Consider the following 13,758-nt stretch of genomic DNA (forward strand, 5'->3'; position numbering starts at 1 on the left):
TACCCTGACTCGTTAACGCAAATTCGTCTGTTTCAGCCTCGCTGAAACAAAAAACGGCAGCTGTGGGCTGCCGGGAACCGCCGATGATAGCGCACATTTTAGTGAACAGTTAATAGTTAACAGTGAACAGCGAATAAGGGTAGGCTGGGGCCGGCCTGATTTTGTCACTGTTTTTTTAGCTGTTAACTATTAACTGTTCACTGTTCATTGCCCTTATGAATCCCATCCAGCTCAGCATTTTCGCCAATCGCCTCTCCGGTATCTGTGATGAAATGGGGGCGGTGCTGCGGCTCAGTGCCTTGTCGCCCAACATCAAGGATCGGCTGGATTTCTCCTGCGCGATCTTCGATGCGCAGGGGCGGCTCTGTGCCCAGGCGGCGCATATCCCGGTGCATCTGGGCTCCATGGCCTATGCCATGGCTGATTTGGTCAGTAATCGCGAGTGGACGCCAGGCGATTTGCTGGTGGTCAATGACCCCTATCTGGGCGGCACCCATCTGCCGGATGTGACCGTGGTCGCACCGGTGTATGCGGCGGACAGCGCCCTGATCGGCTTTGCGGTCACCCGGGCCCACCATGCCAATATTGGCGCGCACAGTCCCGGTTCCATGCCGGTGTCCACCCATCTGACACAGGAAGGGCTGGTGATTGCCCCCACCCTGTTGAAAGCAGCTGGTCAGTGGCAGATTCCCCTGTGCCGCCGTCTGGCAGGTCTGGAGGCGCTGCCAGGGGCCGATTCGCCGCCCATGGAAAACCTGCGGTTCGGGGATTTTGCTGCCCAGGCCAGCGCCTGTGAAACCGGGGCCCGCCGATTGGCGGAGATGGCGGCCACCCAGGCAGGTATTGGTCAGGGGTTCGATGCCCTCAATGCCTACGGAGAGAAACGCGCCCGCGCCCGTATTGCGGCGCTGCCGGATGGACAATACCACTTTACGGACGTGATGGATGATGACGGTCAGGGTCAGCAGGACATCACCATTTCGGTGACCCTGCGTATCGAGGGCGACAGTGCATCGCTGGATTTCACCGGCACGGCGGATCAGGTGGCCGGCAATATCAATTGCCCGCTATCGGTGGCCGCCGCCGCGGCCTACTACTGTTTTCGCTGTCTGATGGATGATGATGTGCCGGCCTGCGATGGTCTGTTCCGTCCCATCAGCCTGTCCGCACCGCCGGGATCCTTGCTTAATGCCCATCGTCCGGCGGCCGTGGCTGCCGGCAACGTGGAAACCAGCTCCCGGGTGGTGGATGTGGTGCTGGGCGCCCTGGCCCAGGCGGCCCCGGAGGCGGTGCCCGCCGCCAGCCAGGGCACCATGAACAATGTGGCCATGGGCGCTTCAGGGGAGCAGGGCTGGGATTATTACGAAACCATGGCCGGTGGCGCCGGCGCCCATGCGGGCGGGGCTGGACTCAGCGCTGTGCATACCCACATGACCAATACTTTGAACACCCCCATCGAGAGCCTGGAGGCTCATTATCCGCTGCGGGTACTGGAATACCGTATTCGCCATGGCAGCGGTGGGGCCGGAGTGTTCTGCGGTGGGGATGGTCTTGTCCGTGAGCTGGAGTTTCTTGCGGAAGCTCAGGTCACCCTGCTCACAGACCGCCGCCGTTCCGCGCCCTGGGGGCTGGCGGGCGGAAAGAATGGCGCAGTGGGGGAAAACCGGCATAACGGCAGGTTGTTGCCGTCAAAGACTGGTTTTGCCGCCAGAGTCGGTGATCGGTTGCTGGTAGCCTCTCCTGGCGGGGGAGGGTATTACGATACGAAGTATAAATGAGAATGATAAATAATTGAAGTTGGTTCTTCTTCACTGTATTCTTCCCGTGCTTACGATGTTTACATTTTTTGCATTTGCGTCGGGAAGGAATACTTATGCATTTACAGCGTCGCCTAATTTGCTGTGCCATCGCCTCTGCCATGGCTACCGGAGCAGCTCCGGCTTTTGCGGATCAGACCAATGAACTGAAACCGGTACAGATCCTCGGGGATCGCCAGGATACTTTCAGTATCAGTGGTTCTGCTTACGTACTGTCTAACGAAGATTTGGAAGAAAAGGAAAACACGGATGTGCACCGCATTCTGCGAGATGTGCCCGGCGTGTATTTCCAGGAAGAAGAAGGTTATGGCCTGCGTCCGAACATCGGTATTCGTGGCTCCGGTCGTGACCGCTCCAGCAAGGTTTCTCTCATGGAAGACGGGGTGTTGATTGCCCCGGCACCTTACGCTGCACCGGCAGCCTATTATTTTCCCAGTGCTGGTCGTTTCTATGGCGTTGAAGTCCTGAAAGGTCCAGACACCTTGCGCTACGGTCCCTTCACTGTTGGGGGTGCCATCAATTTCCTGTCTACCCCGATTCCTGCCCGTGCTTCAGGCATGGTGAATGTGGAAGGTGGAGAGGACGGATCTCAGCGAGCTCATGCCTATTATGGCGCCACTGAGGGCCAGTTTGGTTTCATGCTGGAAGCGCATCAGCAACGCACCCTGGGCTTCAAGGATATTGACCGTTCCAACCGTGACAGTGGTTTTGACAAGCGTGATTATGTAGCCAAGCTACGTTGGCAGGCTCCGGAAACCGCCGCTATCCAGCAGGCGCTGGAACTGAAACTGGAGCATTCCAGCGAAGTCTCCGACGAAACCTATCTGGGGCTGACCGACCGGGATTTTGAGCGTGATGCCAACCGGCGTTACGGCATGAGTGATATCGACCAGATGGACAATGACAGGGATGCGGTGTCCCTGCGCCACACTCTGGTGTTTGCTGAAAATACCCGGTTGAACTCTGTAGTGTACCGCAACGAGTTCAACCGCAACTGGTACAAGCTGGCCAGTATTGATGGCCAGGGCATTGGTGGTTATGTGTCGGATGCCAACACCAATGGTGGAGTCAAGCAAGCAGTTCTGCGTGGTAGCGCCGACGCCTCTGATCTAGTGTTCAAGAACAACAACCGTGAGTACATTTCTGAAGGAATTCAGACTGAACTGAGTCACCAGTTCCAGGTAGGCTCTGTGCAAAATGATCTGATCGTAGGGGCCCGCTACCACCAGGACGAAGTGGATCGTTATCAGCCCACGGACACCTTCGATCAGACTAATGGCAGCCTGGTGTATCAGACGTCCACATTGCCCACCGGCGGTGATAACCGTCTGGAAAATGCCGATGCCATGTCGGCCTGGATCATCGATCACGCTTATGTGGGGGATTTCATTGTCACCGGCTCGTTGCGGTACGAGAACGTGGAGAGCAAGAGCAAGCGCTGGGGTGACCCGGCTCGCAACACGGTGAGTTCACGGACAGAAAACCGCAACGAAGAGCTGATGGCGGGCCTGGGTGCCACCTGGCTGCTAAATGACAACTGGTCACTGCTGGCTGGTGTGCATCAGGGGTTTGCGCCGGCCGGAGCCTCCTCCCAGAAAGGTACCGAGGCGGAAAAGAGTGTTAACTATGAAACCGGTTTCCGCTACTGGCAGGAAAACTTCAGTGCCGATGTGATCGCGTTCTACAGCGACTATGAGAACACGATCCAGAACTGTTCCATCGCCAATCCATGTCCCAATGGCAATGATTCCGGCACCCAGAGCTTTGGTGAATCCGAGGTTCGCGGTCTGGAGGTGGGGCTGAACAGCGTGGCCTGGGAGGGTGACAATGGCCTGCGAGTTCCGGTTCGGCTGGCCTATACCTACACCGATGGCGAAATCACCAGGGACGCTGATGATCTGTCCGTGCTGGATGGCGATGTGCTGCCTTACCTGCCTGAACATCTGGCCAGCCTGACCTTCGGCCTGGAAAAAGCCGCTGCCTGGTCTGCATTGATGTCGGTCAGCCACACGGATGGCATGTGCATCGACAACAGCTGTGACCGTACTGGTCAGAGCACCACGTTCAAACGCACCAGTGACTACGTGATCGCAGATGTGGTGGCCACCTACCACGTGAATAGCGACATGGAAGTGTATGCCAAAGTGGATAACGTGTTTGACGATCAGGAAATTGTCTCCCGTGATCCCGCAGGGGCTCGCCCCAACAAGCCGCGCACTGGCTATGTGGGCATGAAAGTACGCTTCTGAGGTGGAAAGCGGTGACAACAGAACTGGGGGCCGAGGCCCACCGCTGTCCCACAGTTTGTGTCTGCTTGACGGAGCTCTGCGGGGCTGACATGCCGGCAGGGTATCTCGTGATATGAAGACATGAATTGGCGGTGAGCCAATCTTCAGAGGCTCCCTAGATTCTTCCAGGGTAAGCGCTTGCTTGCAGGCGAAGACGTGTTCGCAAAGGCCGAATTCGCTTGCAAGCAAGCTCCCACAAAGGAAGAGGGGCCTGTCCCAAAGAGGAGCCTGAAAAATGTGGGACAGCGGTGGGCCTCGGCCCCCTTTTCTGTTCCGTGACCCTTGAAGGCGTGGCTCTCCGGCCCCATCTGGGAGGAGCAGGGCCATCAGTGCTAGAATAGAGCCAATCAACCCCCTCAAAACGCCAGGTAGTTCAGTATGGATGTTATTCAGGTCATCAAAGACCAGATCGAAAAAAACCCGGTGATCCTTTACATGAAGGGCACCCCGCAGTTCCCCCAGTGCGGCTTCTCCGCTCAGGTGGTGGAAGCCATGACCGCGGTGGGAAAGCCGTTTGCCTATGTGAATATCCTGGAAGCGCCGGAAATTCGTCAGAGTTTGAAGGAGTATGCCAACTGGCCGACCTATCCCCAGCTGTGGGTGGGTGGCGAGCTGGTGGGTGGCTGCGACATCATCATGGACATGTATCGCTCCGGTCAGCTCAAGGAGCTGGTGGATGGCGCAGCGGCAGAGACTGGCGGCAGCGACTGATCTCGTTACTCTGTAATGAATGAATGCCCGGCCCAGCGCCGGGTTTTTTATGCCTGCGTGTGGGGCTCTTGACGGTTTTGCTCAGACTGCTGGAGGTTCCGGTGTTGGCCCTAATGCATTAGCGCCTACAATCGACGTGGATTATTGGCCTCATTGAGGTAGCTAGGTGAAAAAACGGAACCCTACACGCCAGTGGCGTCGCTGGCACCGCTGGCTGGGGCTGGCGGTGGCATTGCCGGTGCTGGTGCTGTCGATTACGGGGGTGATGCTCAATCACATCGAGTCCCTTGGCTGGTCCAGCAAGCCCATGTCGCCCTTGCTGGCGCGCTGGTACGGTGCGCCGGTGCCCAGCGACATCAGGGGCTATTCTCTGGAAGGTCAGTGGTATGCAGAACTGAATGAGCGCTTGTATGTGGATGGTGCTGACACTCTGCATTGCACGCCGCCATTGCATGGGGTTGCGCGCCACAACGGACTGTTGATTGTCGGTTGCGGGCAGGAGCTGATGCTGCTGGACGGCAATGGTCAGCTGGTGGAACGCATCGGCAAGGCCTATGGGTTACCGGCCTTTGAACATCTGGGCAGTGATGACACTGGATTGATCCTGGACACCGGCGATGGATTGCTGCGTTACGACGTGGACCAGCTGATGGCAAGTCCGTATCAGGGGGACTGGCAGCCGCTGGACGCCAGGCCATTGCCAAACGGTCTGGAAAAAGCCCTGATTGACCAGAGTGTGCCGCCTTCCCTGACCTGGCAGCGGTTGTTGCTGGATCTGCACGCGGGCCGGATTGCCGGCGTGGCGGGGCAGTTGGTGATGGACTTCGCGGCCCTGGTACTCACCATTCTGGCCATTACCGGCACGGTGATCTGGAGTCGAAGCCGCCGCTAAAGATGGCTGCAGAAGTGCCCCAATTGCCTATTCATTGAGCAATTGGTTGGATTCCGCAACAAAGCCGGTTGCATGCCGCGCCGGAATCCCCATGATAGAGCACAGTTTCGCGGGACGTGATGTCCCCGGTTTTACCCCTCTCACACAAGGAGATAAACATGGCTGTTCTGGTTGGTAAGCCCGCACCGGATTTCACTGTTCCTGCCGTCCTGGGCGATGGCAGCATCGTTGACGAATTCACCCTGTCCGAAGCCATCAAGGGCAAGTACGGCCTGGTATTCTTCTACCCGCTGGATTTCACCTTCGTATGTCCGTCCGAGCTGATCGCACTGGATCACCGTATGGACGCTTTCAAGGAGCGTGGTGTGGAAGTGATCGGCGTGTCCATCGACAGCCACTTCACCCACAACGCCTGGCGTAACACCCCCATCAACGAAGGCGGTATTGGTCCGGTGAAATATACCCTGGCCGCTGACATGAACCACACCATCGCCCAGTCCTACGACGTAGAGTCTGAAGGTGGCATGGCCTTCCGTGGTGTTTTCCTGATCGACCAGAACGGCGTGGTACGTAGCCAGATCGTTAACGATCTGCCGCTGGGTCGTAACATGGAAGAGCTGATCCGTCTGGTTGACGCCCTGCAGTTCCACGAAGAGCACGGTGAAGTGTGCCCGGCTGGCTGGCAGAAAGGCGACGCCGGCATGAACGCCTCCCCGGATGGCGTAGCCGAGTACCTGTCTGGTAATGCAGACAAGCTGTAATTGTCGCAGGCACAAAAAAAGGGCCGCTTTTTAGCGGCCCTTTTTTTGTGCCCGCTCGCTGGAGGCCTGACGCCAGATGCTTGACGCTTAAAACAGGGTCAAAACAATGGGCAGCGTCAGGCGTCCAATCAGTCTAATGCTTTTGCCAGAGTCGGCGGCATTTCGCCGGGGGGAGGGGGCGGCCAGCCGCCCAGGTCGCGGAAGCGGTTCACCATGGAGCAGAACAACTCTGCCGTGCGGGTGGCGTCATACAGTGCGGAGTGGGCTTCGCGCTGGCTGAAGCGGATGCCGGCGGCCTCACAGGCTTTCGCCAACACGGTTTGACCGTAGACAAGGCCAGCGAGGGCAGCGGTGTCGAAGCTGGAGAACGGGTGGAACGGATTGCGCTTGATATCCGCCCGTTCGGCGGCAGCGTTCATGAAACCCAGATCGAAGAAGCTGTTATGGCCCACCAGCACGGCACGGTTGCAACCATGTTTCTTTATGGCCTTGCGGACTGGCTCGAACACGCCCTTCAGGGCGGTGTCTTCGGAGACCGCGCCACGTAAGGGGTTGTCAGGATCGATACCGGTGAAATCCAGTGCGGCCTGCTCGATGTTTGCCCCCGGGAAGGGGTCTACATGGAACTGGATACGCGTGGAAGGGCGCAGGTAGCCCTGGGCGTCCATATCAATCAGGACGGCGGCGACTTCCAGCAAGGCATCGGTACTGGCATTGAATCCCCCGGTTTCCACGTCGATGACTACCGGCAGAAACCCCCGAAACCGCAGCGCCAGGCTGGGGTGCTGATCGCTCATGATGACTCCAACAGACAAAAAGCCCCGGCTCAGGCACTGGGCCTGGCCGGGAAGTCGCTATGCTACCGGAATCCCGGCGGTGGTGACAGGTGACGTCGGCACGGGCGGGCGGGTACAATACGCGACCTCGATTCATCGGGTGGCCGCGACCGCGCTGACGACCACCCTTTTGCGGAGTCTTTCAATGTCCAAGATCAACAAGGTAGTGCTGGCCTATTCCGGCGGCCTGGATACCTCGGTCATCGTTAAATGGCTGCAGGATACCTACGACTGCGAGGTGGTGACCTTCACCGCCGATATCGGCCAGGGCGAGGAAGTGGAGCCGGCCCGCGCCAAGGCACAGGCCATGGGCGTCAAGGAAATCTACATTGAAGACCTGCGCGAAGAGTTCGTGCGTGACTACGTTTTCCCCATGTTCCGCGCCAACACCATCTACGAAGGTGAGTACCTGCTGGGGACCTCTATCGCGCGTCCGCTTATCGCCAAGCGACTGGTGGAAATTGCCGAGGAAACCGGAGCTGACGCCATCTCCCACGGTGCGACCGGCAAGGGCAATGACCAGGTGCGTTTTGAGCTGGGAGCGTACGCCCTGGCCCCCGGCATTCAGGTGATTGCGCCGTGGCGTGAGTGGGATCTGAACTCCCGCGAAAAGCTGATGGCGTACTGCGAAGAGCGCAACATCCCGGTGGACTTCTCCAGCAAGAAGAAGAAATCCCCGTACTCCATGGATGCCAACCTGCTGCACATCTCCTATGAGGGCGGCAATCTGGAAGACCCGTGGTGGGAAGCCGAAGACGACATGTGGCGCTGGAGCGTGAGCCCGGAAGCGGCGCCGGATCAGGCCACTTACATTACCCTGGGCTTTGAGAAAGGCGACATCGTGTCCATTGATGGCGAGCGTCTGAGCCCGGCCGACGTGCTGACCAAACTGAACAAGCTGGGTGGCGACAACGGCATTGGCCGTCTGGACCTGGTGGAAAACCGCTACGTGGGTATGAAGTCCCGCGGCTGCTACGAAACCCCCGGTGGCACCATTATGCTGCCGGCGCACCGTGCCATTGAGTCTCTGACCCTGGATCGTGAATCCGCGCACCTGAAAGATTCCGTGATGCCGAAGTACGCCGAGCTGGTCTACAACGGTTACTGGTGGAGCCCGGAGCGTCTGGCCCTGCAGAAACTGATCGATGCGACCCAGGAACACGTCAACGGTGAAGTACGCATGAAGCTCTACAAGGGCAATGCCACCGTGGTGGGGCGTCGCTCCGACAACGACAGCCTGTTCGATGCTTCCATCGCCACGTTCGAGGACGATGCGGGTGCCTATGACCAGAAAGATGCGGAAGGCTTTATCAAGCTGAACGCCCTGCGTCTGCGCATTGCGGCCAAGAACGGGCGCAAGCTGAGCTGATTGACGAACGTCGAACGCTGAGCGAAACCGCCGCTGGCCTAGAGGCCGCGGCGGTTTTTTGTTTCTGGCGATTCGTTCTGTTGAACCTGCGATTTACATAACGCAAAGGAAACGCCCTTTAATTTGTACCATGGTCACAACTAGGCTCTGGGGATCGACAATAACAACATTCGACCCTGGGGAGATCCGGTTATGTTTCTGCCGTCCTTGCATCGTCGCGCTCTGTTGGCTGCGACTCTGGCTCTGGTCATCAGCGGTTGCGGTGGGGACAGTGACAGTACTGCGCCATCGCCGAACAGTGCGGCCCCTGCCGACACGGGCAGCACGGCCACCCCCAATACCCCGTCTGAGCCCGCTCCCCCGACGCCAACCTCCCGTGATGTGATTTTTGTGGGTAACAACTGGGAAGGCATGATCGATGTGGTCGACCGGGACACCCATGAGCGGCTGGGGCGGATCAACGGGATTCCCGACAAGCAGGCCCGCGAGGCAGCCATCGTGCTGAACCCGGTGGACCTGGTGTTCTTTATCGCCATTCAGCAATTTATTGGCGAGGGGCATCACCAGTACGTGGATGACATGTATAGCTCCAACGATGGTCGCCTGCTGATTGTTTCCCGGCCCAGCTATGCCGATGTGGTGGCGCTGGACATTGCCAGTGGCGAGATCGAATGGCGCTTCGAGGTCGACGGCAATCGCTCCGATCACATGGCCATCTCCCCGGACGGCAAGCATGTGGCCGTGTCGGCCTCCACCGGTAATGTGGTGCATGTGCTCGACGTGCAGACCGGGGAAGAGATCGGCCGGTTTCCGTCAGGGAATTCGCCCCATGAGAATGTGTATTCCGAGGATGGAAAACGGATTTACCACGCCAGCATTGGTCATGTGTTTACCCCGCTGGACCGTGATCCGCTGAAAAAGCTCAAGGGCGAGCGGGTATTTCAGGTGGTGGACGCCGAGACGTTCGAGATCCTGCGCAAGCTGGATATCAAGACCAAGCTGGAAGAGGCCGGGTATGCCGACCTGAGCCCGGCCGTGCGGCCCATGGCCCATACCCATGACGAGCGGTATTTCTACTTCCAGCTGTCATTTCTCCATGGCTTTATCGAGTACGACATGGAAGAGGACCGGATTACCCGCGTGGCGTCGCTCCCCAACCTGATCCCCGATACGCCGCAGGAAGTGTACGTCAACGACTCTGCCCATCACGGCATTGCGCTGAGCGCCGACAACACCACCCTGTGTGTGGCCGGCACCATGAGCGACTATGTGGCGCTGGTAAACCGGGAGACCTTCGAGTACTCGCTCAAGACCGGTATTGGTGAAAAGCCCTACTGGGTCACCACCAGTGACGACGGCGAGCATTGCTACGTGTCCTGGAGTGGCACCGACCAGATGTCCATTTTCCATTATGCCAGCGGGCAGGAAGTGGCCCGGGTCGATGTGGGAGACCACCCCCAGCGGATTCGTGAAGGGCGGGTGCCGATCGCCTGGGTCGAGGCCCAGGGCTCGCTCTTTCTGCCCTGAGCCGGCGGGTTGTCCGGCCGCCATGACGGCGGCCTGGATGACGTAAGTCTTAGACGAAAGTGCCAGTTATGGACTGGCACTTTCGTCGCTTTAGTGATCCCTGTCCCGCTTGTGCTGCGGGCGCTCCCACATTCCTGGCCCTTGCCTTTTGAACCCTGCCGGCAAATACGTTTACGGTTGTGCACTAATCACAACAACAACACCGTATAGGGAGACAAGGACATGTTGCTCACCTCACTCCGGCACTGTCGCCGCCACAGCGCCTTAACACTGATAGTCATGGTTGCCTTTTTATTTCCCTTGCCGGCGTCGGCCAGCTGGTGGAACTGGTGGGACGATGAGGGTGACAACGGTGGCAGTGCGGCCAGCGGCGAACGTGACGTGATCTTTGTGGGGAACAACTGGGAAGGCACCATCGATGTGATTGATGTGGCAAGCCACGAGCGGCTTGGTCGCATCAACGGGATCCCTGACAAGAACAAACGCATTGCCGAGATTTACCTGAATCCGGTGGAGTTGCTGTTCTTTCAGGCCATCAAGACCTTTATTGGTGAGGGGCATCACCAGTTTGTGGATGACATGTACAGCAGCAACGATGGTCGACTGCTGATTGTGTCCCGCCCCAGTTTTGCGGACGTGGTAGCGCTGGACATTGCCAGCGGCAAGATCGCGTGGCGTTTTGAAGTGGAAGGGTATCGTTCTGACCACATGGCCATTTCACCGGATGGCCAGCAGGTGGCGGTATCCGCTTCTACGGGGAAGGTGGTGCATATTCTGGATGTGCAGACCGGCGAAGAGGTGGGCCAGTTCCCGTCAGGAAACTCGCCCCATGAGAACGTGTATTCCGATGATGGTGAGCGGCTTTATCATGCCAGCATTGGTCATGTGTTCCTGCCGCTCGACCGGGACCCCATCAAGCTCAAGGGCGAACGGGTCTTTCAGGTGGTGGATGCTCACACGCTGGAAATCCTCAAAAAGATCGACATGAAAGTGAAGCTGGAGGAAGCGGGGTACCCGGACCTCAGCCCAGCCGTTCGGCCCATGGCCCACACCCCGGATGAGCGCTATTTCTACTTCCAGCTCTCTTTCCTTCATGGCTTTATCGAATATGACATGCAGGACGATCGTATTACCCGTCTGGCAACCTTGCCCAATCTGGTCCCGGACATGCCCATTGAGCGGTACCTGAACGACTCGGCCCATCATGGCATTGCCATGAATGATGCCGGCGATACGCTGTGTGTGGCGGGAACCATGAGTGATTATGTGGCCCTGGTAGATCGGCAAACGTTTGAATACCGCATCAAGACCGGGGTGGGGGAGAAGCCTTACTGGGTCACCACCAGCGCTGATGGCGAACATTGCTATATTTCCTGGAGCGGCACGGACCAGGTGTCGGTCTTTCACTATGCCAGTGGGCAGGAGGTCGCCCGGGTAGACGTTGGCGATCACCCGCAGCGGATTCGTGAGGGCAAGGTCCCGCAAAGCTGGGTGGACGATCAGGGCTCCTTGTTCCTGCCCTGATCCCTGCCATTCGCCCCCCGTCAGGGTCATGGCTGTGCAGCCTGACCCTGACGGAGAAAATTGCGTTCTTTACGAGTTTTTCATTGTCAATTGTCCCCGCCCACACCACTATTCGCCCCTGATGGGGTAGGTGCTCCCGGTGCCTGCAATCTGGACCGCAAACTGGAGCAAAGAACCATGCGAATTCTGCATACCATGCTGCGTGTGGGGGATGTGGATGCCTCGGTGGCTTTCTATACCGAAGTACTGGGCATGCACGAAATCCGCCGCAAGGATTACCCGGAAGGCCGTTTCACCAACGTCTTTGTCGGCTACCAGCCGGAGGCCGAGGGCCCGGTGCTGGAGCTCACCCATAACTGGGATCAGTCCCGCTATGATCTGGGAACCGGTTACGGCCATATCGCGCTGGCCGTGGATGACGTGTACGCTGCTTGTGAGCGTATTCGCGAGCGGGGCGGCAAGATTACCCGTGAACCCGGGCCCATGAAGCATGGCACCACGGTGCTGGCCTTCGTGGAAGACCCGGACGGTTACAAGATCGAATTGCTGGGACGGGACTGATGGGAAAAGTCACTGTGGGCTGGCGCGAGTGGGCCAGCCTGCCGGAACTGGGCATTGATGCCATCAAGATGAAGGTGGACACCGGGGCGCGAACCTCGGCCATACATGCGTTTGAAGTCGAATCCTTCAAGCGGGACGACACGGAATGGGTGCGCTTTTCCCTGCATCCCATTCAGGATCAGCCCCAGGTGACGGTGTGTGAAGCACCGGTACTGGACCGCCGGGTGGTGACGGATTCCGGTGGTCACAAGGAAGAGCGGCCGGTGATTCTCACCGAGATTGATCTTGGTGGGCGCCGTTGGCCCATCGAAATCACCCTGACGGACCGGGAAACCATGAAGTTCCGCATGTTACTGGGCCGTACCGCGATGACAGAAATCAGGGTCGAGCCCACAGAGTCTTTCCTGCTGGGCGGTGACAAGGACAGGCCGTAACGGTCTGGCGTCTCACTGATCTCCTTAACTTAATACGTTTATTAACCAAAGTGCTGCCATGAAAATTGCGATTCTTTCGAGAAACAAGCGACTCTATTCCACTCGCCGCCTGGTGGAAGCCGGCGAGGCGGCTGGTCACGAAATGCACGTGATCGACACCTTGCGGTGCTACATGAGCATGGTGGCGCACAAACCGGAAATTCACTTCAAGGGCGAAGTGCTGGAAGGGTTTGATGCGGTGATTCCCCGTATCGGCGCGTCCATTACCCAATACGGTACGGCGGTGCTGCGCCAGTTTGAGATGATGGGCGTATTCCCGGTGAATGAGTCCGTGGCTATCTCCCGTTCCCGGGACAAGCTGCGTTCCTTGCAGCTGTTGTCGCGCAAAGGTGTGGGGTTGCCCATCACCGGCTTTGCCCACTCCCCGGATGATATTCCTGATCTGATCAACATGGTGCGTGGAGCACCGTTGGTGATCAAGATGCTGGAAGGTACCCAGGGCATTGGTGTGGTGCTGGCGGAAACCCGCAAGGCGGCAGAGTCAGTGATCGAAGCCTTTATGGGCTTGAACGTCTCGGTGATGGTGCAGGAATACATCAAGGAAGCCGGTGGTGCCGACATTCGCTGTTTTGTGGTGGGCGGCAAGGTGATCGCGGCAATGAAACGCCAGGCGGCACCGGGTGAGTTCCGTTCCAATCTGCATCGCGGAGGCAGTGCCAGCCTGATCCGCATAACCCCGGAAGAGCGGGCCACGGCGGTGCGTGCTGCCAAGATCATGGGGCTGAATGTGGCGGGGGTGGATATCCTGCGCTCGAACCACGGCCCGGTGGTGATGGAAGTGAACTCCTCGCCGGGGCTGGAGGGTATCGAAACCGCTACCAACAAAGATGTGGCGGGCATGATCATTCAGTTCATCGAAAAAGATGCGCGTCCCTATCGCACCCAGACCAAAGGCGCGAAGGGATAACAACGGGAATTCACCGTTAGTAGTGAATCGTTGATAGCGAAAAACCGCCCGGCGTGAAAGTTGGCTGCGCT

Annotated in this window: 12 protein-coding genes; 11 read left to right on the top strand and 1 reads right to left on the bottom strand. The window is 58.3% G+C overall.

What is annotated here, in order from left to right; translation table 11 throughout:
- Positions 1 to 215: 215 nt before the first annotated feature.
- The 5 genes from D4A39_RS00075 to D4A39_RS00095 all read left to right on the top strand — a co-directional run bounded on the left by D4A39_RS00075 (position 216) and on the right by D4A39_RS00095 (position 6,469).
- The gene (locus D4A39_RS00075; protein WP_119917284.1) at positions 216 to 1,778 is read left to right on the top strand and encodes a hydantoinase B/oxoprolinase family protein; all 1,563 of its coding nucleotides are present in this window, start codon (positions 216 to 218) and stop codon (positions 1,776 to 1,778) included.
- A 95-nt stretch (positions 1,779 to 1,873) separates the two neighbouring features.
- Positions 1,874 to 4,066: a TonB-dependent receptor family protein gene (locus tag D4A39_RS00080; protein ID WP_102790298.1), complete on the top strand. Its 2,193-nt coding sequence runs from the start codon at positions 1,874 to 1,876 to the stop codon at positions 4,064 to 4,066.
- 417 nt (positions 4,067 to 4,483) lie between these two features.
- A complete protein-coding gene (grxD, locus tag D4A39_RS00085) occupies positions 4,484 to 4,816 on the top strand; it encodes a Grx4 family monothiol glutaredoxin (protein ID WP_102790299.1) in 333 nt (110 codons plus the stop codon).
- A gap of 166 nt (positions 4,817 to 4,982) precedes the next feature.
- Positions 4,983 to 5,708 (top strand): PepSY-associated TM helix domain-containing protein, encoded by a 726-nt coding sequence (locus D4A39_RS00090; protein WP_119917285.1) that lies wholly within the window; start codon positions 4,983 to 4,985, stop codon positions 5,706 to 5,708.
- 158 nt (positions 5,709 to 5,866) lie between these two features.
- Positions 5,867 to 6,469 carry a peroxiredoxin gene (locus D4A39_RS00095; RefSeq protein ID WP_102790301.1) on the top strand — a complete coding sequence of 201 codons (603 nt, stop codon included), beginning with the start codon at positions 5,867 to 5,869 and terminating at the stop codon, positions 6,467 to 6,469.
- Positions 6,470 to 6,597: 128 nt separating this feature from the next.
- Here the strand turns inward: D4A39_RS00095 and rnt are convergent, their stop codons facing one another.
- A complete protein-coding gene (gene rnt, locus D4A39_RS00100; RefSeq protein ID WP_102790302.1) occupies positions 6,598 to 7,266 on the bottom strand; it encodes a ribonuclease T in 669 nt (222 codons plus the stop codon).
- Positions 7,267 to 7,450: 184 nt separating this feature from the next.
- Between rnt and D4A39_RS00105 the strand changes: the two genes are divergently transcribed.
- From D4A39_RS00105 to rimK, 6 genes are all read left to right on the top strand, one after another.
- Positions 7,451 to 8,674, top strand: a complete 1,224-nt coding sequence (locus D4A39_RS00105; protein ID WP_102790303.1) for an argininosuccinate synthase — start codon at positions 7,451 to 7,453, stop codon at positions 8,672 to 8,674.
- A 192-nt stretch (positions 8,675 to 8,866) separates the two neighbouring features.
- Entirely contained in the window at positions 8,867 to 10,201 is a 1,335-nt protein-coding gene (locus tag D4A39_RS00110) for a YncE family protein (protein WP_119917286.1), read from the top strand.
- Between the two features lie 279 nt (positions 10,202 to 10,480).
- The gene (locus tag D4A39_RS00115) at positions 10,481 to 11,725 is read left to right on the top strand and encodes a beta-propeller fold lactonase family protein (protein ID WP_233552374.1); all 1,245 of its coding nucleotides are present in this window, start codon (positions 10,481 to 10,483) and stop codon (positions 11,723 to 11,725) included.
- A 177-nt stretch (positions 11,726 to 11,902) separates the two neighbouring features.
- A complete protein-coding gene (gene gloA / locus D4A39_RS00120; RefSeq protein WP_022983972.1) occupies positions 11,903 to 12,286 on the top strand; it encodes a lactoylglutathione lyase in 384 nt (127 codons plus the stop codon).
- Entirely contained in the window at positions 12,286 to 12,720 is a 435-nt protein-coding gene (locus D4A39_RS00125) for an ATP-dependent zinc protease family protein (protein WP_022983971.1), read from the top strand. The genes gloA and D4A39_RS00125 overlap by 1 nt, the downstream gene beginning before the upstream one ends.
- A gap of 58 nt (positions 12,721 to 12,778) precedes the next feature.
- A complete protein-coding gene (rimK, locus tag D4A39_RS00130; protein ID WP_022983970.1) occupies positions 12,779 to 13,687 on the top strand; it encodes a 30S ribosomal protein S6--L-glutamate ligase in 909 nt (302 codons plus the stop codon).
- Positions 13,688 to 13,758 lie beyond the last annotated feature (71 nt).

Source organism: Alcanivorax profundi, assembly GCF_003597125.1.
Lineage (GTDB): Bacteria > Pseudomonadota > Gammaproteobacteria > Pseudomonadales > Alcanivoracaceae > Alcanivorax > Alcanivorax profundi.

Excerpts from the sequence above, each read along its gene's own strand:
- D4A39_RS00080 (WP_102790298.1), top strand. The coding sequence starts at position 1,874 with ATGCATTTACAGCGTCGCCTAATTTGCTGTGCCATCGCCTCTGCCATG.
- D4A39_RS00105 (WP_102790303.1), top strand. The coding sequence starts at position 7,451 with ATGTCCAAGATCAACAAGGTAGTGCTGGCCTATTCCGGCGGCCTGGAT.
- D4A39_RS00110 (WP_119917286.1), top strand. The coding sequence starts at position 8,867 with ATGTTTCTGCCGTCCTTGCATCGTCGCGCTCTGTTGGCTGCGACTCTG.
- D4A39_RS00115 (WP_233552374.1), top strand. The coding sequence starts at position 10,481 with ATGGTTGCCTTTTTATTTCCCTTGCCGGCGTCGGCCAGCTGGTGGAAC.
- D4A39_RS00125 (WP_022983971.1), top strand. The coding sequence starts at position 12,286 with ATGGGAAAAGTCACTGTGGGCTGGCGCGAGTGGGCCAGCCTGCCGGAA.
- D4A39_RS00075 (WP_119917284.1), top strand. The coding sequence starts at position 216 with ATGAATCCCATCCAGCTCAGCATTTTCGCCAATCGCCTCTCCGGTATC.
- D4A39_RS00095 (WP_102790301.1), top strand. The coding sequence starts at position 5,867 with ATGGCTGTTCTGGTTGGTAAGCCCGCACCGGATTTCACTGTTCCTGCC.
- rimK (WP_022983970.1), top strand. The coding sequence starts at position 12,779 with ATGAAAATTGCGATTCTTTCGAGAAACAAGCGACTCTATTCCACTCGC.
- gloA (WP_022983972.1), top strand. The coding sequence starts at position 11,903 with ATGCGAATTCTGCATACCATGCTGCGTGTGGGGGATGTGGATGCCTCG.
- rnt (WP_102790302.1), bottom strand. The coding sequence starts at position 7,266 with ATGAGCGATCAGCACCCCAGCCTGGCGCTGCGGTTTCGGGGGTTTCTG.
- grxD (WP_102790299.1), top strand. The coding sequence starts at position 4,484 with ATGGATGTTATTCAGGTCATCAAAGACCAGATCGAAAAAAACCCGGTG.